Annotated in this window: 16 protein-coding genes; 7 read left to right on the plus strand and 9 right to left on the minus strand. The window is 66.4% G+C overall.

The window, feature by feature from the left end; genetic code table 11:
* Positions 1–34 precede the first annotated feature (34 nt).
* Positions 35–2,920: a DUF2135 domain-containing protein gene (locus tag AC1RT8_RS22135; RefSeq protein ID WP_493078402.1), complete on the plus strand. Its 2,886-nt coding sequence runs from the start codon at positions 35–37 to the stop codon at positions 2,918–2,920.
* 26 nt (positions 2,921–2,946) lie between these two features.
* Here AC1RT8_RS22135 and dmeF read toward each other — a convergent pair whose 3' ends face one another.
* From dmeF to AC1RT8_RS22150, 3 genes are all read right to left on the minus strand, one after another.
* Positions 2,947–3,873 carry a CDF family Co(II)/Ni(II) efflux transporter DmeF gene (gene dmeF / locus AC1RT8_RS22140; protein WP_493078404.1) on the minus strand — a complete coding sequence of 309 codons (927 nt, stop codon included), beginning with the start codon at positions 3,871–3,873 and terminating at the stop codon, positions 2,947–2,949.
* Between the two features lie 8 nt (positions 3,874–3,881).
* Positions 3,882–4,154, minus strand: coding sequence for a metal/formaldehyde-sensitive transcriptional repressor (locus AC1RT8_RS22145; RefSeq protein ID WP_493078405.1), 273 nt, complete (start codon positions 4,152–4,154; stop codon positions 3,882–3,884).
* Between the two features lie 85 nt (positions 4,155–4,239).
* Entirely contained in the window at positions 4,240–5,481 is a 1,242-nt protein-coding gene (locus AC1RT8_RS22150) for an aminotransferase class I/II-fold pyridoxal phosphate-dependent enzyme (RefSeq protein WP_493078407.1), read from the minus strand.
* A gap of 124 nt (positions 5,482–5,605) precedes the next feature.
* Here AC1RT8_RS22150 and AC1RT8_RS22155 point away from each other — a divergent pair, with 124 nt between their 5' ends.
* Positions 5,606–6,553, plus strand: coding sequence for a GGDEF domain-containing protein (locus AC1RT8_RS22155; RefSeq protein WP_493078408.1), 948 nt, complete (start codon positions 5,606–5,608; stop codon positions 6,551–6,553).
* Between the two features lie 101 nt (positions 6,554–6,654).
* Positions 6,655–6,999, plus strand: a complete 345-nt coding sequence (locus AC1RT8_RS22160) for a low molecular weight protein tyrosine phosphatase family protein (protein WP_493078410.1) — start codon at positions 6,655–6,657, stop codon at positions 6,997–6,999.
* A 62-nt stretch (positions 7,000–7,061) separates the two neighbouring features.
* Here AC1RT8_RS22160 and AC1RT8_RS22165 read toward each other — a convergent pair whose 3' ends face one another.
* From AC1RT8_RS22165 to AC1RT8_RS22180, 4 genes are all read right to left on the minus strand, one after another.
* Positions 7,062–7,841 (minus strand): N-acyl homoserine lactonase family protein, encoded by a 780-nt coding sequence (locus AC1RT8_RS22165; RefSeq protein ID WP_493078411.1) that lies wholly within the window; start codon positions 7,839–7,841, stop codon positions 7,062–7,064.
* A 297-nt stretch (positions 7,842–8,138) separates the two neighbouring features.
* A complete protein-coding gene (locus AC1RT8_RS22170) occupies positions 8,139–10,085 on the minus strand; it encodes a sialate O-acetylesterase (RefSeq protein WP_493078412.1) in 1,947 nt (648 codons plus the stop codon).
* Between the two features lie 294 nt (positions 10,086–10,379).
* Complete coding sequence (locus tag AC1RT8_RS22175; RefSeq protein ID WP_493078414.1) at positions 10,380–11,285, minus strand: polysaccharide deacetylase family protein; 906 nt, start codon at positions 11,283–11,285, stop codon at positions 10,380–10,382.
* Positions 11,286–11,299: 14 nt separating this feature from the next.
* Positions 11,300–12,550 (minus strand): SGNH/GDSL hydrolase family protein, encoded by a 1,251-nt coding sequence (locus AC1RT8_RS22180; RefSeq protein WP_493078415.1) that lies wholly within the window; start codon positions 12,548–12,550, stop codon positions 11,300–11,302.
* 252 nt (positions 12,551–12,802) lie between these two features.
* Between AC1RT8_RS22180 and AC1RT8_RS22185 the strand changes: the two genes are divergently transcribed.
* Both AC1RT8_RS22185 and AC1RT8_RS22190 read left to right on the plus strand, forming a co-directional pair.
* On the plus strand, positions 12,803–13,114 hold the full coding sequence (locus AC1RT8_RS22185; protein ID WP_493078417.1) for a DUF485 domain-containing protein: 312 nt from the start codon (positions 12,803–12,805) through the stop codon (positions 13,112–13,114).
* Positions 13,111–14,838 (plus strand): cation acetate symporter, encoded by a 1,728-nt coding sequence (locus AC1RT8_RS22190; RefSeq protein ID WP_493078419.1) that lies wholly within the window; start codon positions 13,111–13,113, stop codon positions 14,836–14,838. Before AC1RT8_RS22185 ends, AC1RT8_RS22190 begins: the two co-directional genes overlap by 4 nt.
* A 47-nt stretch (positions 14,839–14,885) precedes the next feature.
* Here AC1RT8_RS22190 and AC1RT8_RS22195 read toward each other — a convergent pair whose 3' ends face one another.
* Complete coding sequence (locus AC1RT8_RS22195; RefSeq protein ID WP_493078420.1) at positions 14,886–16,202, minus strand: sugar MFS transporter; 1,317 nt, start codon at positions 16,200–16,202, stop codon at positions 14,886–14,888.
* 103 nt (positions 16,203–16,305) lie between these two features.
* On the opposite strand from AC1RT8_RS22195, the gene AC1RT8_RS22200 reads away from it, so the two are divergent.
* Both AC1RT8_RS22200 and AC1RT8_RS22205 read left to right on the plus strand, forming a co-directional pair.
* Positions 16,306–17,442, plus strand: coding sequence for an aldose epimerase family protein (locus AC1RT8_RS22200; protein WP_493078422.1), 1,137 nt, complete (start codon positions 16,306–16,308; stop codon positions 17,440–17,442).
* Entirely contained in the window at positions 17,442–19,235 is a 1,794-nt protein-coding gene (locus AC1RT8_RS22205) for an IlvD/Edd family dehydratase (RefSeq protein WP_493078423.1), read from the plus strand. The genes AC1RT8_RS22200 and AC1RT8_RS22205 overlap by 1 nt, the downstream gene beginning before the upstream one ends.
* Before the next feature lie 190 nt (positions 19,236–19,425).
* Here AC1RT8_RS22205 and AC1RT8_RS22210 read toward each other — a convergent pair whose 3' ends face one another.
* Positions 19,426–22,371, minus strand: a complete 2,946-nt coding sequence (locus AC1RT8_RS22210) for a TonB-dependent receptor (protein ID WP_493078425.1) — start codon at positions 22,369–22,371, stop codon at positions 19,426–19,428.
* Positions 22,372–22,428: the final 57 nt, after the last annotated feature.

Here is a 22,428-nt window from a genome sequence, read left to right on the forward strand (position 1 = left end):
CGGCATAGCCTGTGCGGCAACGGGGGAGAGAGAGATGGCACGGCGCTGGTTCATCGGACTCCTGCTTTGCCTCGCACCCGTGGCGGTTGCCGCACAGACGGCGCGGACCAGGACCGCACCCCAGCAGAACCCAGCGCTGCTTTCCCATGAGAACGGCATCCGCGACGCGAAACATGCTCGCGCATTGGGCCTTCGCCGGTTCGACGTGAAGGTCGAGATGCGCGGCGCGGTGGTGGAAACCACCATCACCGCCGAGTTCCTGAATCCGGGCGACGAGGAGCTGGAAGGCGATTTCAGGCTGGAACTGCCAGCGGGCGCGATCGTCACCGGCTATGCCCTGGATATCAACGGCAAGCTGATCGACGGCGTGCTGGTCGACCGGCCCAAGGCCATGGTCGCCTATGAAGCGCGGGTGCGGCGCGGCGTCGACCCCGGGTTGGCCGAGGTGGCCGACGGCGCCTTCCATACCCGGGTCTTCCCGATCCCGGCCGGCAAGGGGCGCACGATCCGGCTGCGCTTCGCCGCGCCGGCGGCGGACGGTTTCAGCCTGCCGCTGCGCATCGCGGCACCGAGCGACGGCTGGTCGATCGCGGTGCGGGCGAACGGCATGAGCGCGGCGCCGGCGATTGCCTGGCCGACCGGGACGGCCATGGCGCTGCAGCGCGACGGGGACAGCTGGGTCGCCCTGGCCAAGGGCCCGGGCGCGTTGACTGGCCGGCTCTCCGTCGCCCGGCCGGCACTGCCGGAGGTGTTGATGAGCACGAACGTGCTGGGCGAGCGCTATCTCCAGCTTTCCGGCAGGATGCCCGGCGTTACCGCCCTGCCTCGCGCCAATCGCGTGCGGGTTTATTGGGACCGGTCGCGATCGCGGCTGAAGGGCGACCACCAGGCCGCGTTCGCGCTGCTGCGCGCGACCCTGGCCCGGCTCAAGCCGCGATCGATCGAGCTGGTGACCTTCAACAGCAGCGGTGCGACGCGCGCGGTGCTGGGCAATGCCGAGGCAGTGATCGCACGGCTGCGGACGGTGCGGTATCGCGGCGCCACCAGCTTCGCGCCAATCGCGCGCGATGCAGCGCCGGCCGACCGGTGCCTGTTGTTCTCCGACGGCAGGCCGTCGGTCGACCTCGCCACGACCGTCGCGCTGCGATGCAGGCTCGATGCGGTGGCGGCACCCACAGCTGACATGGCCTGGTTGCGCCATCTCGCCGCCGATCATGGCGGACGCGCCTTTGCGCCGGGCAAGAACCCCGCCACGGTAGCGGGCGCCATCGCGTCGGGCGCGCCGGCGGTTGCCGCGGTGCTCGACGACCGGGGCAAGCGGCTGCCCTTCGTGCCGATCGGGGACGGCAAGGGCGGCTGGAAGCTGATCGCCCGGGCACCGGCGATCGGGGGCGTCCGTATCAGGATCGGCAGGGCGGAGATCCGCCGCGTGCTGCCGGGATCGGATGCAGCCTTCGACGGCGAGGGCGCGTTGCTCGCGGCTGACTCGCTGGCCTTGCTGGGCGGTACCGCGGCGCGCGCCGACTATGTCGCGCTCAGCCGCCGTTACGGCATCGCCAGCCCGAGCCTGTCCTTCGTCGTGCTGGAAACCCCGGACGATTATATCGAAGCCGATATCGCGCCGCCGGACAATTATCCGGAAGAGTTGCGCAAGGACTATCTGGAGCAGCGCAAGGACAAGGACGAGGAGAAGGCGGAAGCCATTACGGACCAGCTCGACGAAGTGGTCGACCGGTGGGAAGAGCAGGTCGCGTGGTGGAAGGACCCCAAGGCGGAAGCGTCGGAAGGTGGCGCCGCGGCCCCACCGCCTCCCCCGCCGCCGCCACCTCCGCCTCCGCCTCCGCCTCCGCCATCGGCAGGATATGTTTCCGAGCCCTCACCGTCCCAGCCGATAACGGTAAGCGGCAATCGGGCGGAAGTGGTAGCGACCGAAAGCAGCGACAGCATCGTCGTGACCAGCAGCATGATCCGGCCCAAGATCTCGATCGATGCGTGGCAGCCGGGGCGCTCCTATCTCCGCGCCTATGACCGGGCGCCCCGGGCGTTCGACACCCGTTTCCCGATCGAGGAAGCCAAGGGCGGGGACGTGCCCGCTTTCTACCTCGACACCGCCGAATGGCTCCGCCGCCACGGGCGCAGGGGCGAGGCGGCCGAAATGGTGCTGTCGGCGCTCGACCTGCCGATCGCCAATGAGGTCACGCTCGGCATCGTCGCCGACCGGCTCGAACGTTATGGCGCGATCGATCGCGCGGTCGAGCTGCGCGAACGGCAGGCAGTGCTCGATCCGGCCCGGCCGCAGCCGAAAAGGCTGTTGGCGCTGGCGCTCGCCCGCCGCGCCGCGCTGAAACCCGCCGGTGCCCGCGCCGACCTGGAACGGGCAATCGCCTTGCTCTCCGAGGTGGCGCTGACGCCGTGGGAGGATGACTGGGACGGCATCGACATGATCGCGCTGATGGAAGCCAATGCATTGATCCCGAAGCTGCGCGCGCTGGGCGGCGAAGTGAAGCTGGACAAGAGGCTGATCGCGCTACTCGATGTCGATCTGCGCGTGGTGATCGACTGGACGACGGCGTCGACCGATCTCGACCTGTGGGTCGACGAGCCCAGCGGGGAGCGCGCGATCTACGACAACCCGCTCACCAAGATCGGCGGCCATTTATCGAACGACATGACCCAGGGCTATGGTCCGGAGGAATATCTGCTGCGGCAGGCGCCGGCCGGCACCTATCAGGTCCAGGCCAATGTCTTCGCGTCGGACGCGATCGACCCCAATGGCCAGTCACTGATCACCGCGCATCTGATCCGCGATTTCGGGCGACCGACGCAGCGCGAGGAAAGCGTCGATATCGAGCTGAAGCGCGACGAGGAAGGTGCGAAGCGGATCGGGCGGATCATGGTGTCGCCGCGAAAGAAGCGATAGCTGCGCAAGCCAGGGCTTCCGTTGCCTCAGCGCCGGAGCATCTCGACCGTCAGATGCTGCAGTTCGTGGACAGGCGCCAGCCGGTCCCGCACCATATCGGCGTCCAGCGTGGAGCTGACGACGCTGACGATGCCGGCATGACCCTGCGGCCCGATGCGCCAGACATGAAGATCGGCGATCCGCGCATCGCCGGAGCCCTCGACCAGATCCCGCACCTCTCCGGCGATATGAGGATCGGTAGCGTCGAGCAGGACCGAGGCGGTGTCCCGCATCAGCGTCCATGACCAACGGGCGATGACCGCCGCTCCGACGATTCCCATCACCGGATCCATCCAGGTCAATCCGAGGAAGCGACCCGCAAGCAGCGCCGCGATGGCTAGCACCGAGGTCAGCGCGTCCGCCAGCACGTGGAAATAGGCGGACCGGAGATTATTGTCGTGGCCGTGATGATGCCCGTCATGATCGTGATGATGGTCGTGCCCGTGCCCGTGATGGCCGGTCGACAGCAGCAAGGCGCTGGCGATGTTCACGGCAAGGCCGACGACCGCGATGATCGTGGCTTCGCCGAATGCGACGGTGATCGGGCTGAACAGGCGCGATATGGATTCGACGCCGATGCCGAGCGCGACCAGCCCAAGCACCAGCGCCGACGCGAAGCCCGCCAGGTCGCCCACCTTGCCGGTACCGAAGCTGAAGGCAGGATCGGTCGCCCGCCGCCTGGCATAGGCATAGGCCAGCGCCGCGACGCCGAGCGCGCCCGCATGGGTCGCCATATGGAAACCGTCGGCGGTCAGCGCCATCGATCCGGTCAGGTACCCGGCGGCGATCTCGACCACCATCATCGCCGCGGTCAGCAGGACGACCCACAGGGTGCGCCGCGCATTGTCGTCGTGACTCGCCCCCAGATAGACGTGGCGATGCGTGAGATCCGCGATATCGGGCAGGCTCGCCATGGTCGCTCCTATCCGGGGTAGCGGCGCATGGCCGCGACCAGTTCCGCTGCCCCCCGCGCCCGATCGTCGTCGCTCAGCCCCGGGGCGGCGACATGAGACTCGACATGGGCTTCGAGGATCTGGTCCATCAGGCCATTCATGGCACCGCGCGCGGCGGCCGCGAGATGCAGCGTGGTGGCGCAGTCCTCCCCCTTGGCAAGCGCCCGCTCGAGGGCAGCGATTTGCCCGGCAATCCGGCGTACACGCTTGATCAGCGCCTGATCGTCACTCAAATGAGCCATACCCATACCCCCTATCCCTATTGAGGGCGTCGCGCAAGCGATGCCGCAATCGTCGCCGGACGGGAGCGCGACCGGCCCGGGTCGATCAGGCCGTGTTGCGCTGGAGCCAGGCCCGGAAGGCGGCAAGGCCCTCCGCCATGCCGGCACGGCCGAAGCCGATGCGGAAACGGTCGGTCGGCGTCGGGCACAGATCCGAGCGGTAGATGCCGGACGGCAGCAACAGCACGCCGGCTTCCTCGACCAGCTTCGCGGCAAAAGCGTCGACGCTGCCCTTCCCGAGCCAGCGCGGATAGCCGACGCAGCCGCCATCGGGCCGGCGCCATTCGAACAGGGTCGGGAATTCGGCGAAGAAACCCTCGAGCAGATCGAGATTGTCGCTGACCAGCGCGTTGTTGCGGGCGAGGATCGCCTCGCGGTTACGCAAGCCGATGATCGCGAGCTGCTCGCTCGGCGCCGAATTGCAGATCGAGAGATAATGCTTCATCCGCTCCATGCGGACGAGCAGGTCGCGGTCGGCACAGGCGATCCAGCCGATGCGCAAGCCAGGCAGGCCATAGGCCTTGGACATCACATTGAGCGACAGGCCGCGCTCGTACAGGTCGGCGACCTGCGGCACCTGCTTGTCGGGATCGGGGCCGAGCAGGCGGTACACCTCGTCGCTGAACAGCCACAGGCCGTGCTGGCGGCAGAGATCGACCAGGCCATCGAGCACCGCGCGATCGATGATCCGGCCGGTCGGGTTGTGCGGGAAGTTGATCGAGACGAGCTTCGTATTGGGCCTGATCGCGGCGGCGACGCGGTCGAGATCGAGACTCCAATTGTCGTCCGGATCGAGCGGCACGCCGGTGACGGCGCAGATCGACAGCGGCACCGTCTCCGCCGCCTGGTAATTGGGGGTGACGACAATGGCATGGTCGCCGGCCTCGAGCAGGACATGGTTGGCGATGTAGATGCCTTCCTCGGCCCCGGCGAAGCAGAGGATGTCGGCGGCCTCGCGGACGTCATAGGTGTGCGCGATCTCCGCGCGCAGCGCCGGCGCGCCATAGGTCTCGGTATAACCGAGCCACAGGCGGTCGAACGCCTCCCGGTCGGCAGGCTCGGCCATGGCGAGCAGCTCGCCGAGCGTCATGCTCTGCGCGTCGGATGCCGTCAGATGATAGCGCGCGGCGAATTCCCAGCGGGAGAAATAGGTCTCGAGCCGGAAATCCTGGAGGGCTGGCATAAGGGGGCCTTCGTTGCGGGGGACGGTCGAGTCGCGATAGACGCCTGCCGCGCGGATTTCACCCGGGATCAGCTCACGCCATGCTTTCGGCGTGCTGCGTGCCATAAAATAAACGGCACGATACGTGCCGATTTGTTGCAAATCCTTACTCTCCGTTAAGGACTTTCCCCTAGGTTGATGGCATGAGGGGAACGCAAAGCGGCGGGCATGCGCGGAGAGGGGCCGCGCGATGAAGGTTGAATGGATCCGGCAGGCGCCGCAGATCGGAATGCTGGGGGGCACCCGATCGGAAAACCTGCTGGATCGCGCCACGGCGCTGGCCGGGATCGGCGCGTGGTGCTGCGACCTTTCGGACGATTCGCTGAGCTGGACATCCGGCATCTACGACCTGTTCGGCCTGCCGCGCAGTGCCCGCATCGACCGGCGCGAGATCGCCTCCATGTATGCCGAGGACTCCCGCGCCGCGATGGAGCGGCTGCGCGCCGATGCGATCGCGCGGCGCCGGCCCTTCACCATGGACGCCAGGATCGTGCGCGCCGACGGGGCCGAGCGCTGGATGCGGCTGACCGCCGACATTGTCTGTGACGGGCAGCGGCCGGTCCAGCTCTATGGGCTGAAACAGGACATCACCGAGGAGCGGGCGCGGCAGGAGACGATGCGGCGCATGGCCGAGCAGGATCCGCTGACCGGCCTGGCCAACCGCCAGATCTTCCAGAGCCGCTTCCTCGATTGCGCCGCGCCGATGAAGCCGCTGGGCGCCCTCATCCTGTTCGACATCGACGGATTCAAGCTGGTCAACGACCGGTACGGCCATGCGGCAGGCGATGCCTGCCTGCAATCGATCGCCGACCGGCTGTGCGGCGGCTTCAGCGACGCGCTGATGGTGGCGCGGATCGGCGGCGACGAGTTCGCCGTCCTGACCGCGCCCGGATCGCCCGACACAAGACTTGAACAGCGGGTCGAGCGCAAGCTGGCGCGCCTGTCGACACCGATCCATTGGCAGGGCGAGCTGCTGCAGGTCAGCGCCTCCGCCGGGATCGCCGAGGCACGCGATCCTTATACGTTCGACGCCGAGGCGATGTTCGCTGCGGCCGACGCGGCGCTGTATGCGGCCAAGCATGCGGGGCGGAACCGCGTGCGCCGTGCCCTGCCCGAGGTGCCGCACGCCTTCATGTGACGCGGTATCTGCGCCGGCCGATTGCCGGGTGGGAACGGCACGGCTAGTTTTCAGCGCGGTATGCGCGGGGCGGCCCACGCCGACCGCGACACGGAGCCTCGGTGAAAAACATCCTCTTCGTCTGTAGCCAGAACCGGTTGCGAAGCCCGACGGCCGAACAGGTCTTCTCGACGCGCGAGGATATCGAGGTCGCCTCCGCCGGCACCAACAACGATGCCGACAATGTCCTCACCAACGAACTGGTGATGTGGGCGGATGTGATCTTCGTGATGGAGAAGATGCACCGGAACAAGGTGCAGAAGCGGTTCCGCGCCGCGCTTCAGGGGACGCGTATCGTCTGTCTGGACATACCCGACGACTATGAGTTCATGGATCCCGGCCTTATCCGGCTGCTCGAGGTGAAGATGGCGCGGTATCTGCCGCACCGACCGATCACGACGGACTAACCTCGATTCAATTGCTCAAGCCAGGCTCCGTTTCGAAACGAACGGGGGGTATGAAATCGCGTCTAGTCGGCACCCTTGGGAAAGGCCGGCAGTTTCGCGACGTCGCCGGATTCGTGCTGGATGATGACGGTCGCCTTTTCCGCGGTCGCCAGGTCATCGAAACGACGCATGCTCGCTGCCGTTTTGGCCAGGTCGGCATTGCCCTTCGAGACCAGCTTGTCGCGATATTGCGCGCTCGAATGATAGAGGTCGCCGCTGAGCATGACCGCGCCGAAATGCGGCAGGCGGACCAGCAGCGCATGATGGCCGAGGGTATGGCCGGGCGTCGCGATCATCATCACGGAGCCGTCGCCGAAGATATCCTTGTCGCCGGGGACTGCCTCCATCGGGGCGCCGCCCTTGATCCAGGGAGCGAGGCGGGCTGGCTCGAGGCGGCTGTCGGGCTGGGGTGCGGTGAGCGCTTCCCAATCCTCCTTGCCGATCAGCAGCCGCGCTTTCGGGAAGCTTGCCGCCTGGCCGAGATGATCCCAGTGCAGATGGCTGATCGCGACCACATCGATCTGGTCGGGCGTGATGCCGAGCCGGGCGAGCTGCGACACCAGGCTGGTGGGGACGGTGGTCGAGCGGGTCTCGGGCGAGAGCGGCTTGCCGACCCATTCGCCGGGGAAGCCCGCGTCCCAGATCATCAGCATGTCGTCATGGCGGATCAAATAGCAACTGTTGACCAGCGACTTGGGGCCGAAATCGCCGCAGTCGATGCGCCAGAGTTCGACCCTGGGTTTGGCCGGGGCGGCGGCGGTGGTGAAGGCCAGCGCAGCGGCGAGCAATATCGTACGGATCATCGCGACCATCCTTTGCACGGCGGATTTACGGTGACGCGCGCCCGACACGCCATCCCTCCGCCGGGGGAGTGTTCCGGCTCAGCGGTTCGCTGGGGCGATCAGGTCGACCTTCACTGCATGAGTCTTGATCGGCATGAGCAGGATGAAACCGGCGCAGACCGCGCCGAGCAAGCCCATTGCGCGCTCTCCACGACGGAAATCACGTACTGCCTGACAGATGCAATAAACCGCCACCCCCAGCAGTGCGAATCCCCAGATTCCCGCCAAGAACATGCCCTGTCTCCCCCGTCCCGGCGCTCAGCGCGACGGGATTGCCAGTTCGAACGGCGTGACCGGCAGACCGCTCGTGTCGGTGAGGGTACAGGTCGGGCTGTCGCCCCAGCAATAGCGGATGCGGGTCACGTCCGCAGTATCGGTTTTCACCACCACCGTCGTGCCGTCGATCCGGGCGTCGGCGTAGCGGCACGATCCGGCCGCCGGGCCGCATAGCTCGAAGGCGTTGGGCTGGCCGCTCCAGGCCGCAAGCGTGCCGGTGATCTGGCCGAACGGGATGACCACGCCATCAGCCGAGCGGCGCGCGGCGCCGGGCACCGCGCCGGCCGGCGGGGTCGCGTCACCATAAACGGCGTGGCGCGCGGCGATGGCGAGGCGGCGGCCGATATCCTGCTTGTTCGAGGGGTGGAGATTGGTCGCATCGCCGATATCGACCGTGACGATCGAGGCGGCCTTGGCATCCGCCATCGCCGCGCGGCGCTGCGCCTCGCGGACTTCGGACCAGACCGATTCCACGGGCGCGGTCGGGCGCGGGCCGTAATTGGGGATCTGCACGATGAGGAAAGGCAGGTCGGCACCGAAACGGTCGCGCCAGTCGCCCATCATCGCGGCCAGGGTCGCCTGGTACTGGCTGCTGAAATAGATGTCGGATTCGCCCTGGTACCAGATCGCGGCCTTGAAGCCGTAGCCGCCGATCGGGGCGATCATGCCGTTATAGAGCTGGGTGACGCCGTGCGTGGGGCCCCAGGGAAGCTGCGGCGCGATGAGGCCGTTCGGCACTTCCGCATAGCGCCATGGGTTGGACAGCGGCACCGCGCTGCCATCCCTCAGGCGGATCGCGCGCGTCCCGGCCGGGCCGCTCATCCCGCAATTGCGCCAGCTGCAGAAGATATTGGTGACGATGGTGTTGGAGCCCGCATGGAGCACGCCGGCGGGAATCTCGTGCAGCGCCTGTTTAGACCAGCTGGTGCCGCCGACGCCCTTGCCGTTGATCCAGCTCTGGTCCTCCTCATTGACCGAGCCGAGATCGAGCGTTGCGGATTGCGCTGCCTGTGCTGCGGTGAGGTCGACGCTGGTGCGCAGCCACATCTGGCCGACGAAACCATCGGGAGAATTGCCGGTCCATAGCGCCCAGGGGCCTAGCGCGGCGGGGGCGGTCTTCCAGTCGGCGACGGGATAGGCGGGTTCCCAGGGATTGCCCTTTGCGGCCGCGGCGCCGTTCGCTTTCCACCAGCGTTCCCAGCTTGCGTCCCAGCGGCGCTGCGCGGCCTGCGGGTTGGTGCGGTAGAGCGCGAGCATGTCGAGATCCGCATTATACTGGCCGAGCTTGCGCAGGTTCGCTTCGCTCACCCAGTCGCGCACCCGGCTGCCGCCCCAGGCGGAGACGACGAGGCCGACCGGGGCGTTGGTGGTCTTTTTGATCTCGCGCGCGAAATAATAGCAGCTCGCCGAGAAATTGCCGACGGTGTCGGGCGAGCCAACGGTCCAGGAGACCGGGGTGGCGAAACTGGCCAGCGGGGTGAGGCTGTCCTTCGTCGCGATGCCGAGCTGGCGGATCTGGCCATCGGTCGCGGCGCGCATCTCGAAGGTCGCATTGCCCGCGGCGCGCACCGCGAGCTGCATGTTGGACTGGCCGGTGCAGAGGAAGACGTCGCCGAGCAGCACGTCCTGCACTGACTGGGTCGTGGTGCCGCTGCGGGCCTCAAGCGTGTAGGGGCCGCCGGAGGGAAGGGCCGCGAGGGTGGCGCGCCATTGGCCGGTCTTGTCGGCCTTTGCGGTGGCGGTTTCGGTGCCGAGTTTTACCGTGACGGTCGTGTTGGGGGCGGCCTGGCCATAAACGGGGATCGGCCTGTCGCGCTGGAGGACGGCGTGGTCCTGGAACATGACGTGGAGGAGGGGCGCGTCGGCGGCCATGGCGGGTGTGGCGAGGCCGAGGCCGGCCAGGATCAATGCGCTGAACGGGCCCTTCATTGTCGCTCTCCCCCGTCCACTACTGTGTGGATCGTATAGGATATAGGAGCAGTGTTTTGGGGGGTTGTCCAGTGAGTCGGCGCCCTAATTCCTCCCCGGAACGGGGAGGGGGACCGCCGGAGGCGGTGGAGGGGCTTGGAGCGCGGCCACGTTGCCAACTATGCCAGCCTCGCAATTCGAGTCGGCATGAGGTGGGCGTGAGCTTACTCGCTCCAAGCCCCTCCACCATTCGCTGAAGAAGCGAATGGTCCCCCTCCCCCGGTTCCCGGGGGAGGAACTAGGGTGCGTATCACCTTACTTGCAGATCGCTTCCAGCTCCGGCCCATAGTTGTGGCGCTCGGGCACCGGCAGGCCTTTCGCCTGGAGCTGGGATTCCGGGCGGTCCGGAGCATCCGGTTCGCGCGGGTCCATATAGCCCTTGTACCAGGGGTCGCGCTGCGCCTGTTCGAGCGTGACGAACTTGAAGCCGCGGCTTTTGTAGAGGTCGATCAGCTGCGGCAGCATCTCCGCATCGAGCCCGCCGACATGCATCAGCAGGACATAGGGAATGTCGCGGCCGAGGAGCGATGTGAACACGCCGCGGCCATAGGTGATGCTTTCATCGGCGGCATCGAGATAGGTCTTCTTCAGCCAGGCGATCGCCTTGTCGTCCTTCCTGGCGACGCAGCGGGCATAGGGTGCGTTCCACATATAATCGCCAAAGCTCATCGTGACGCCGGCGATGCGATAGCCGCGATCGGCGAGCAGTTTCCGCACCGTCGCCTTCTTCTCCGGCGTGTCGCCTTCCGAGAGATTGGGATAGCGGAACCAGTGCCAGTTCTGGCCCTTCATCCGATCGGCGACGATACCTTCGCCCTTGATCATGTCCTGCTCGAACTCGGCCGCCGTATGAGTCGCGAGGTTCATGTGCGACCAGGCATGGTTGCCGAGCGGCAGGCCGGCGGCGCGCCAATGGTCGAGCATCGCGGTCGATGCCGGCTCCTCCTCGGTCCGCACGCCGTTGACGAAGCCATAGACCGGCGGGAGCTTTGCCGCCTTCCACGCGGCGATGATCCTGTCGCCGATATCGACGCGGGTCGTGCCCTCGGGCAGCGCGCTGTGCGAGGGAAGATCGTCCCAGGTGAAGGCGATCTCCTGCGCGCTCGCGGTTCCGCCGGCCGCGATCGTCAGGGTCGCGGCGATCATCATGCTGCGCAGCATTGTCATTCTCCGGATCAGCGGAACAGGTCGAGGTCGATGGAGTCGCCCATCGCGCGGTAGCCGGCATCGCCGGGATGAAGCGCGTCGCCGCTGTCATAGGCCTTGGCCATGCGCAGCGGATCGGCCGGGTCGGCGACGGCCTTTTCGAAATCGATCACGCCGTCGAAATTGCCGGGCGTGCGGATCCAGGCATTGACCGCGATGCGCACGGCGTCACCCTCGGGGCTGTAATAGCCCGCGCCCTTGTAGGGGATGACGGTCGCGCCGATCACCGTCACGCCGCGATCATGTGCCCGGTCGATCATCTGGCGGTAAGCGCCGGTGATGTCGGCGACGGTCGGCAGGGGCGTTCTGGCGCGGGTGGCGCTGCCGATATCGTTGATGCCTTCCAGGATCACGACATAGCGCACGCCGGGCACCGCCAGCACGTCGCGGTCGAAGCGGGCGAGCGCGGCCGGGCCGCTGCCGGTGGCGAGCAGGCGGTTGCCCGAAATGCCGGCATTGGCGACCGCGAAGCCGGTCTTGCCTGCCTTGATCAGGCGTTCCGCCAATATGTCGGGCCAGCGGTTGTTGGTGTCGCGGGTCGATTGCGCGCCGTCAGTGATCGAATCGCCGATGGTGACGATCGTGGACGTGGCGGGACCGCCCGAGACGTCGATGCCGGTGAGCGCGAGACGCATCATATTGGTGGGGCCGCCGGGCGGGAAGCTGGTGGCGGCGGTCTGGTCGCCGGGGGCGATCTGCGTGGTCGCGACGCCCAGGGCATGAACGCTGAGGGAGATCGTGTCGCCGGGCACGTAAATGCTGACCACGACATTGGCGAGCGGTCCGGTCTTGAGCGCAACCGGGTCGCTGACCACGGGCGCGCCCGCCGGGATGATCGGCGATGCATCGCCATCAAAGGTGACGATCCGGTCGGTGCCGGCAACGACGTCGCCGTTCGGGCCGGCCAGCCCGACACGGACGGCGCCGATCGGCCGCGGCTCAGTCCCGGTCTCGTTGGAAAGACGCAGCCTCAGGGTCGAGCCGCCGGCGGAGAGGTGCGCGACCATGCGGTAAGTGACGTCCGAGGTGGGGACGGTCGAGCCTTGTTGCTGCGGCGGCGTAGGCTGGCCCGGCGGCGGAGCGGGCCGCGGGCCGGGGCGCTCCATCGGCACTGCCTGCCAGCTTCTGGTCCAGACCGGTTCCGAAGGACGCGCCTGCGCACCCGCCGCGAGTGGCTGGAGCATCAGCGCCATGGCGGCGAAAGTCAGATATGGACGCAAGCTTCTCACCATCTTCTCCTATTATCGTGCCGCCGCCTTGCAGCGGTCGGGTTGCCCCTGATGCGAGGGCAGATAGCGCTACCATAGCGCGCCGTTCCGCCTTCTCAACGATGTTGCTGCGCGAGAAGCGTTCAATCGGCTTCACCAGGAAAGCGTCGGGAAGAGGACAGGTTCGATCAGCAAACGTCGCTTGCATCGCGCTGCCGATATGGCGAGGTACTGTACCGCCGACGCGCGGGAGGGGAGAGTAAGATGGCCGATTCCGAACGTCTGGCGCGCATCGCGGCGGACCCCAGATATCTGGCGCTGACCCGCCAGCGCGGCCGGTTCACCTGGACGCTGACCTGCGTCATGCTGGTCGCCTATTTCGGCTTCATCCTGCTCATCGCCTTCGACAAGAGCGCGCTCGCCGCGCCGATCGGATCGGGCGTGACCTCGATCGGCATTCCGGTCGGGCTCGGCGTGATCCTGCTCGCGATCGGGTTGACCGGCCTCTATGTGCGCCGCGCCAATCGCGATTACGACGCCCTCGTCCAGAGCCTGGTCGAGAGCACAGGCGAATGAGCCGCATCGCCCGGGCAGTCGCCCCCATCATCGCTATCGCTTCTGCGGTCCTGATGATCGCCACCCCTGCCCTGGCCATCAACGCCAGGGCGCCCAAGCCGCAGCCGACCAACTGGACCGCGATCGTGATGTTCGCGGCGTTCGCGATCCTCACGCTCGGCATCACCCGCTGGGCGGCGCGGCGGACACGGACCGCTTCCGATTTCTATACGGCGGGCGGCGGCATCACCGGATTCCAGAACGGGCTCGCCATTGCCGGCGATTACATGTCGGCGGCGAGCTTCCTCGGCATCTCGGCCCAGATCTTCGCCGATGGCTATGATGGCCTCATCTATTCGATCGGCTTCCTGGTCGGCTGGCCGATCATCCTGTTCCTGATGGCGGAGCGGCTGCGCAATCTCGGCCGCTATACCTTTGCCGATGTCGCCTCGTTCCGTTTCGCGCAGACGCCGGTCAGGACCTTCGCGGCGCTGAGCACTTTGGTCGTCGTGCTGTTCTACCTGATCGCGCAGATGGTCGGCGCCGGGCAGCTGATCAAATTGCTGTTCGGGCTGGACTATGCCTATGCCGTGATCATCGTCGGCGTGCTGATGATGCTCTATGTCCTGTTCGGCGGGATGACCGCGACGACCTGGGTGCAGATCATCAAGGCAGTGCTGCTGCTCGGCTGTGCGAGCTTCATGGCGTTCATGGTGATGGCGAAGTTCGGCTTCTCCCCCGAGGCGCTGTTCGCCCGCGCGGTGGAGGTGAAGACCGGCCTTGCCTCGATGAGCGCCACAACGGCGGCGGAAATCGCGGCGGCGCCGGAGCGCGGGCGATCGATCATGGGGCCGGGCAATTTCATCAAGGACCCGGTGTCGGCCATCTCGTTCGGCATGGCGCTGATGTTCGGCACCGCCGGCCTGCCGCACATATTGATGCGCTTCTTCACCGTGCCCAACGCCAAGGCGGCGCGCAGTTCCGTGCTGTGGGCGACGGGATGGATCGGCTATTTCTACCTGCTGACCTTCATCATCGGCTTCGGCGCGATCGTGCTGGTGGCGACCGATGCGAGCTATATCGATCGAGGCGGGGTGCTGCGCGGCGGCGCGAATATGGCGGCGATCCATCTGGCGCAGGCGATCGGGGGGAATATCTTCCTCGGCTTCGTCTCGGCGGTGGCGTTCGCGACGATCCTGGCAGTGGTGGCGGGGCTGACCCTGTCGGGTGCCTCGGCGGTGAGCCACGACCTTTATGCGACGGTGTTCCGCAAGGGTGCGGCCGATTCAGCCGCGGAGCTGCGCGTGTCGCGGCGCACGGTGCTGGTGCTGGCGGTGGTCGCGATCCTGCTCGGTATCCTGTTCGAGAAGCAGAATGTCGCGTTCATGGTCAGCCTGGCCTTTGCGCTGGCCGCGTCGGGCAATTTCCCGGTGCTGCTGCTGTCGCTGCTGTGGAGGGGCTGCACGACGCGGGGCGTGGTGGTGGGCGGATCGGTCGGGCTGCTGACGGCCCTGGTGCTGACGATCCTGTCGCCGGCGATCTGGGTCGCGATCCTGCATCACGACAAGGCGATCTTCCCTTATTCGTCGCCGGCGATCTTCACGGTGCCGCTGGCGTTCTTCACGATCTGGCTGGTGTCGGTGCTCGACACATCGGCGCGCGGGGCGGTCGACCGGGGGCTGTATCTCGAGCAGCGGGTGCGGTCGGAAACGGGGATCGGGGCCGAGGGGGCGTCCAGCCACTAGGCTTTCCCCTTCGTCATGCCGGAACAGGTCCGGGGTGACGGGTTGGCTCAGGCGGCGCTCAATTCCATCGACCCCGACCGGCACCCCCACAATGCATAGAACAGCACATAGAGTTCGCAGGCGGCGGTCAGCAGGAAGGACAGTTGCAGGCCGTACGCATCGGCCAGCCAGCCCTGCACGATCACCAGCGCGCCCCCAGCGATCGCCATGATCAGCAGGCCTGACCCCTCCTCGGTGAGCGGGCCGAGGCCGCGGATGCCGAGGGTGAAGATCGTCGGGAACATGATCGAGTGGAACAGCCCGACCGAGATCAACGCCCACATCGCGACCGGGCCGGTGGTGAAGGTCGCGATCAGCATCACGACCAGCGCGCCCACGCTGAACGCCGCCAGCACGGTTTCGGCCGGGATGCGCTGCATCAGATAGCTGCCAAGGAAGCGGCCGACCATCATCCCGCCCCATAACAGGAACAGATAATGCGACGCTTGTTCGTGGGTGAGATTGCCGATCTCCGGCGCCGAGACGAAGTTGATGAAGAGGTTGCCGACACCGATCTCGGCGATCAGGTAGATGAAGATCGCGGGCACACCGAAGACCAGGTTGCGATGCCCCCAGAGCGGGTGCCGCCAAATATGCCACCAGGGGTGCAGCCTCTCGCGCGCGACGCCACGGGTCGAGGCGTTCATGTCGGGTAGGCGGAAGCGGGCGATCACCACCGCGAGCACAACGAGTACGGCAGCGACGATCAGATAAGGAAGCTGCACCGATTGCGCGTCGGCAAGCTTTTCCGCCGGGGTCAGCACCGCGCCCGCCGCCGCCGTACCCGAGGTGCTGCGGCCGAGGATGAGATAGCCGCCGAACAAGGGCGCAAGCGTCGTGCCCATGGAATTGAACGCCTGCACCAGGTTCAGCCGCGACGATGACGTCTCCGGCGATCCGATCACTGCGACATAGGGGTTGGCGGCGACCTGCAACAGCGTGATGCCCGCGGCGATGATGAACAAGGCCGCCAGCACGACCCAATAAGAGGGTATCATCGAGGCCGGCACCATCATTACCGCGCCGAACGCCATGATGATCAGGCCGGCGACGATCGAGCGCTTGTAGCCGATCCGCTCGATCAGCATCGCCGAAGGGATCGAGGCGAAAAAATAGGCGATGAACCATACGAACTCGATCAAGGTTGTCTGGGTATAATTGAGGTCGAACACGCTGCGCAGATGCGGCAGCAGCGTGCCGTTGATGACGGTGATGAAGCCCCACATGAAGAACAGGGTGGCGAGAAGGCCGAGCGTCGCGCGGTAGCCGGGGCCTGCACCCGTCCCCGCGAGCGGTGCCGTCGTATCGAGTATCGGTGCGGCCATTCTCACGTCCCCTGCTGCGTCGCTTGTTTTTTGTCTGAGTATATGTAAGCAAAATCCTGGTCAACGCCGCCGGTTCGAGCGGCCGCGGTGGAGGGCGATTTTCATGCACAGGGCTTTGATCATGCTGGCGACGATCGGCGCCGCTACGGCGACGCCGGAGGCTCATGCCGCATCGGCGGCGCGCGAAACCGTAGGCGAGGTCGCCGGCGCCAAGGTCGAGGCGATCACCCTGTCCAATGCCAAGGGCGTGAGGGCGCGCATCCTGAGCTATGGCGCGACCCTGCAATCGCTGATCGCGCCCGACCGCGACGGCAAGCCGGCCGACGTGGTGCTCGGCTATGACGACCTCGCCGGCTATGTCGACAAGCCCAATTATTTCGGCGTGACGGTGGGCCGCTATGCCAATCGCATCGCCAGGGGCCAGTTCGCGATCGACGGCAAAAGCTATCAGCTGCCGATCAACAACGCCCCCAATTCGCTGCACGGCGGGACCAAGGGGTTCGACAAGGTCGTATGGCGCGTCGTCTCGGTCGAGAATGGACCCGTGGCCCGCGTGACCTTCGGCTATGTCAGCCTGGACGGCGACCAGGGCTATCCCGGCAAGCTCGATGTGACCGTGACCTATGGGCTCGACGAGAACGGGTCGCTCTCGATCGAGTATAAGGCGGCCACCGACAAGCCGACCATCGTCAACATGACCAACCATGCGATCTTCGATCTGGGCGGCGAAGGATCGCCGCTCGGCGCGCTCGGCCACAGGCTGACCATGCCGGCCAAAGCCTATACGCCGGTCGATGCGACCCTGATCCCGACCGGCGAGCTGCGCCCGGTCCAGGGCAGCGTGTTCGATTTCCGCAAGCCCCGGATGCTCGCCGAGGGCGTGCGCGACGGGCGGGACGCGCAGATCGTCGCGGGCCGCGGCTATGACCATAATTTCGCGATCGATGCCGGGCTCACCGCTGAGCCCAAGCTCGCCGCACGGCTCGAGGACCCGGTGTCGGGCCGCGTGCTCGAAGTGCTCAGCACCGAACCCGGGCTGCAACTTTATACCGGCAATTTCCTCGACGGCACGCTGATCGGCAAGCACGGCCATGTCTATCGCATGGGCGACGGCATCGCGCTCGAGCCGCAGAAATTCCCCGATACGCCCAACCAGCCGGCCTTCGGCTCGGCACGGGTCGATCCGGGCAAGCCTTATCGCCACCTGATGATCTACCGCGTCTCGGTGGCGCCACGCTGATGACCACACCACCCTCAGGGCTGCGTTCGCGCGCCTGGTTCGACAATCCCGCGAACATCGACATGACCGCGCTCTATATCGAGCGGTACATGAATTTCGGCCTGTCGCAGGAGGAGCTTCAATCGGGCAAGCCGATCATCGGCATCGCCCAGACCGGGTCCGACCTGAGCCCGTGCAACCGTCACCATCTCGTGCTGGCCGAGCGGCTGCGCGAGGGCATTCGCGAGGCGGGCGGCATCGCGATCGAATTCCCGGTCCATCCGATCCAGGAGACGGGCAAGCGCCCGACCGCCGGGCTCGACCGCAACCTCGCCTATCTCGCTTTGGTCGAAGTGCTGTACGGCTATCCGCTCGACGGCGTGGTGCTGACGATCGGCTGCGACAAGACCACGCCGGCCTGCCTGATGGCGGCGGCGACGGTGAACATCCCCGCCATCGCGCTGTCGGTCGGGCCGATGCTCAACGGCTGGCACAAGGGCGAGCGCACCGGATCGGGCACGATCGTATGGAAAGCGCGCGAGTTGCTGGCGGCGGGCGAGATCGACCATGCGGGGTTCGTGAAGCTCGTCGCCTCGTCTGCGCCGTCGACCGGCTATTGCAACACCATGGGCACGGCGACGACGATGAACTCGCTGGCCGAAGCGCTCGGCATGCAGCTGCCCGGATCGGCCGCTATCCCCGCGCCGTACCGCGACCGGCAGGAAGTGGCGTGGCGCACCGGCAAGCGCATCGTCGAGATGGTCGCCGAGGACCTGAAGCCGAGCGACATCCTGACGCGCGACGCCTTTACCAATGCGATCGTGGTCAATTCGGCGATCGGCGGATCGACCAATGCGCCGATCCATCTCGCCGCGATCGCGCGGCATATCGGCGTCGATCTGCCGCTCGAGGACTGGCAGACGCACGGCCATCATGTGCCGCTGATGGTCAACCTCCAGCCCGCCGGCGAATATCTCGGCGAGGATTTCTACCATGCCGGCGGCGTGCCCGCGGTGGTGGCGGAGCTGATGAAGCAGGGGCTGATCCACGAGGACGCGATCACCGCCAACGGCAGGACCATCGGCGACAATTGCCGCGACGCGACGATCGAGGATGCGGATGTGATCCGCCCCTTCGCGACGCCGCTGATGGCGGATGCGGGCTTCGTCGTGCTGAAGGGCAATCTGTTCGATGCGGCGATCATGAAGACCAGCGTGATCTCGAAGGAGTTTCGCGACCGCTATCTTTCCGACCCGGCCGATCCCGACGCGTTCGAAGGCCTCGCGGTCGTGTTCGACGGGCCGGAGGATTATCATGCGCGGATCGACGATCCGGCGACCGGCATCACGGCGGAGACCCTGTTGTTCATGCGCGGTGCGGGGCCGATCGGCTATCCCGGCGCGGCGGAAGTCGTGAACATGCGGCCGCCAGCCTATCTGATCCGCGAGGGCGTGCACGCCATGCCGTGCATCGGCGACGGGCGGCAATCGGGCACGTCGGGATCGCCCTCGATCCTCAATGCCTCGCCCGAAGCGGCGGCCAATGGCGGCCTCGCGCTGATCCGGACCGGCGACCGGGTGCGGATCGATCTGCGGGCGGGCACGGCGAATGTGCTGATCGGCGACGAAGAACTGGCCGAGCGCCGCCGCGTGCTGATGGATGCGGGCGGTTATGCCTATCCCGCTTCCCAGACGCCGTGGCAGGATATCCAGCGCGCGATCGTCGGACAGCTCGATAGCGGCGCAATCCTGGAAGGGGCGGAGCACTATCAGCGGATCGCGCAGACGCGCGGGCTGCCGCGGGATAATCACTGAGCGCCTACCTAGTCATGCCGGACTTGTTCCAGCATCCATGCTTCAGCAAGCGCCGCAGCCGTTGCGTTTGCGGGCCGATGGACCCCGGAACAAGTCCGGGGTGACGGAGTGGTTGGGGCTACACCTCCTCCCCCCACCAAAAAAAGGCCGGCGCAAAGGCCGGCCCAGAGGGGGAGGGGGAGGAAAGAGGTCAGAACTTGGTGCGGACGCCGAACAGGATCTGGCGGCCCGGATAATAGACGCTGTAGGTCGCGTTATCGTAGCCGAAGGTCGTGCGGATCGGCGCGTTGGTGATGTTCAGCACGTCGAGCGTCAGGCGGAACGCCTTGTTGGCGAACGGCAGCTCATAGCCGGCAGAGAGATCGAGCTGGCCGCGTGCATCGTTGATGAGGCCGACCGGCAGATTGTTCTGCGGCCCGTTCGCCGCGACCGTCTGGTCGTTCCACACATAGTTGAGGCTCAGCGACACGCCGTGCCCTTCGTAGAATCCCTGGAGGTTGTAGCTCCACGGCGCCACGCCCGGCGCGAAAAGGCCGCTCGACGAACTCTGCTTGATATAGGTCGCGTTGGCCGAGAAGCCGAGGCCCTTCACCGCGAAGTCGAGCGGCTGGACCCAGGTGCCCTCGATGCCGTCGAGGATCAGGTTCTGCAGATTGACCGGGCGGTTGACCGTCACCTGTGCGGCGTTCGGGCCGCCGCGCAGATCGATCGCCTGCTGCTGCGTAGTGTTCAGGTCGCTATAGGCGATGCCGAGCGAGGTGAACGGAACGGTCGACTGCTGGACCACGGTGAAGCCGTCGACATTCTTGTGGAACGCCGCCAGGCCGACATAACCGATGCCGCCGGTATAATATTCGCCGCCGATATCGATATTGTTCGAGGTATAGGGCTTCAGGTCCGGATTGCCCGCGGTCGCGATCTGCGCCGAGGGGTCGGAGAAGGTCAGGCCCGGCAGCAACTGGCTCGCATCGGCGCGGGTCATGCTGCGCGAGGCCGCAACGCGCAGCTTTAGCCGGCTGGTCAGATCATAGCTCAGGTTGAACGAGGGCAGGAACTCGTCATAGCTGGTCTTCAGCGAGACATCGACCAGGCCGGACGCCGTCTGGGTCGGGCCGACCACCGTCTGGTTGGTGTGAATGTAGCGGATGCCGGCATTGATGCGCAGATCCTTGCCTGCGACCGTCGCGACGGCATTGGTCTCGGCATAGGCACCGAAGGTCTTCTCATCGATGTCGCCGGTCGCGCCGCCGGTCACCGCGCCGCTGCTCTCGGGCGCGCTGTCGCGGAAAGCGGCATAGTTGGTCGCCTTCTCCAACGCCGCGAGATTGGGGATGATCATGCTGGTGTAGCCGACATTCCCGCCCGCGAGATGGCCGAAATTGTCGACGGTCCAGCGCGACAGATATTGCGCCACCGCCGAGTTCGGCACCGATCCGGTCAGGCCGTCACAGGTCGCGCCGCACACCGAGGTCTGGAAGGCGATGCTGTTGTCGTAGGCGCGGATCGAACGCGAGGCCTCGTCATAGGCCAGGCCGAACTTGAAGTTGGTCGTCTTGTCGCCGATCGTCGTGTCGAGATGCGCGCCCTTGGTCGTCGTCTCGCGGCGCACATTCTGCACGTTCACGCGGTACCATTGCCAGCCGAGATTGGGGTCGCCCAGGTCGCGGTTGGTCGTGATGATCGGCTGCGCGGCGCCGGTGCTGTTGTCATAGGTGACCTCCAGGCCGGACTCGCGCGGCGTCTGGAAATCGAACTGGGGCTGTTCGCGGAAGAAGGTCGAATGGCCGTAGTTGAGCTGGGCGTCGATCTTCACATTGTCGGACGGCTGCCACGAGACGTTCGGGTTCACGTTCCAGAATTCGGTGGTCTGGTGGAACACGTCGTTCTCCAGGAAGAAGCTGGAGTTGGCGAAGGTGCCCTTGGTCACGACATTATTCTGGTCGACGGTCAGGTCGATCGGCACCATGCCGCCGGTCGAGGTCGGCGAGGTGCCGGGCCCGGAATTGCGGACATACCAGTTCATGTTGAGCCGGTAATAATCGCGGACCGACTTGGCGTAGATGGCGTCGACGGCGAAGCTGAGCGTGTCGCTCGGCCGCCATTCGACCGAGGCCAGCGCCGAGATGCGCGAGCGCGTGCCGTCGGTGAAGCTGTTGCGGCCGAGCCGCGGGATGATCGCCTTGGACAGCTGATCGAGCGAGAGGCCCGAGGTCGCGGCGAGATCGAGCGGGGCGCCCGGGGTCAGGCCGTGGCCGACATTGTTCGGCGTGACCGAGGCATAGGAGAAGCCGTTGCCGCCCGCATTGCAGCTCGCGGTCGGGCAGGCGAGATTCGCGTCGGTCCAGCCGATCGATTCGAAGCCGTCGATCCGCGTCTTGGTCTTCACCCCCGACACGCCGATCAGCACGCCGAAATTGTCCCAGGTCTTGCTCGCGACGATCGCACCACGCGGGCTGATCCGCTGGTTGCTGTCGGTGTACTGGCCCTGCGCGATCAGGGTGACGTGCTGGCCGGGATTGTCGAACGGGCGCGCGTTGCGCAGGTTGACGGTGCCGGCGATGCCGCCCTCCAAGGTCGAGGCGACCGGGCTCTTCGCCACGTCGAGGCGGGTGAACAGCTCCGACGGGAAGAAGTCGAGATCGACCTCGCGATTGGCGCTGCCGCCGTTGGTGCCGCCGTCCGACGCGATCGCGATCTGGGTGTTGTTGAGCAGCACCTTGGAGAAGCTGGGGCCGAGGCCGCGGATCGAGACCTGCAGACCTTCGCCGTTGATGTCGCGGTTCAGCTTGACGCCGGGGATGCGGTTCAGCGTCTCGGCCAGGTTAGTCGCTGGCAGCTTGCCGATATCCTCGGCGAAGATCGAATCGCCGAATCCGACCGAATTCTTCTTGGCGTTGGTCGCGCTGCGCAGCGAAGCGCGGATGCCGGTGACGACGATGTCGTCGCCCGTTGCCTCGTCGGGGTTTGCAGGGACAGCTTCTTGCGCCGCGCCAGCGTCCGGCACAACATTTGTACTCTGAGTATTTGATACCGGAGCGGCCGTTTCCTGTGCCGAGGCAGTTCCTCCGATCGTCAGGGCACCGATACCGGTGGCGGCCAGCAGGGCGGCCCGCAGGGACTGATTACGCAGGAACATAAAGGGTTACCTCTCCGAAGGCGCCCGCTCGTCGACGGATCGCCTGATTGCACAATG

Source organism: Sphingomonas sp. GW821-FHT10F11 (genome assembly GCF_058809095.1).

Coding starts and splice junctions, on each gene's coding strand:
- AC1RT8_RS22135 (WP_493078402.1), top strand. CDS start 35: ATGGCACGGCGCTGGTTCATCGGACTCCTGCTTTGCCTCGCACCCGTG.
- dmeF (WP_493078404.1), bottom strand. CDS start 3,873: ATGGCGAGCCTGCCCGATATCGCGGATCTCACGCATCGCCACGTCTAT.
- AC1RT8_RS22145 (WP_493078405.1), bottom strand. CDS start 4,154: ATGGCTCATTTGAGTGACGATCAGGCGCTGATCAAGCGTGTACGCCGG.
- AC1RT8_RS22150 (WP_493078407.1), bottom strand. CDS start 5,481: ATGGCACGCAGCACGCCGAAAGCATGGCGTGAGCTGATCCCGGGTGAA.
- AC1RT8_RS22155 (WP_493078408.1), top strand. CDS start 5,606: ATGAAGGTTGAATGGATCCGGCAGGCGCCGCAGATCGGAATGCTGGGG.
- AC1RT8_RS22165 (WP_493078411.1), bottom strand. CDS start 7,841: ATGATCCGTACGATATTGCTCGCCGCTGCGCTGGCCTTCACCACCGCC.
- AC1RT8_RS22170 (WP_493078412.1), bottom strand. CDS start 10,085: ATGAAGGGCCCGTTCAGCGCATTGATCCTGGCCGGCCTCGGCCTCGCC.
- AC1RT8_RS22175 (WP_493078414.1), bottom strand. CDS start 11,285: ATGCTGCGCAGCATGATGATCGCCGCGACCCTGACGATCGCGGCCGGC.
- AC1RT8_RS22185 (WP_493078417.1), top strand. CDS start 12,803: ATGGCCGATTCCGAACGTCTGGCGCGCATCGCGGCGGACCCCAGATAT.
- AC1RT8_RS22190 (WP_493078419.1), top strand. CDS start 13,111: ATGAGCCGCATCGCCCGGGCAGTCGCCCCCATCATCGCTATCGCTTCT.
- AC1RT8_RS22195 (WP_493078420.1), bottom strand. CDS start 16,202: ATGGCCGCACCGATACTCGATACGACGGCACCGCTCGCGGGGACGGGT.
- AC1RT8_RS22200 (WP_493078422.1), top strand. CDS start 16,306: ATGCACAGGGCTTTGATCATGCTGGCGACGATCGGCGCCGCTACGGCG.
- AC1RT8_RS22205 (WP_493078423.1), top strand. CDS start 17,442: ATGACCACACCACCCTCAGGGCTGCGTTCGCGCGCCTGGTTCGACAAT.
- AC1RT8_RS22210 (WP_493078425.1), bottom strand. CDS start 22,371: ATGTTCCTGCGTAATCAGTCCCTGCGGGCCGCCCTGCTGGCCGCCACC.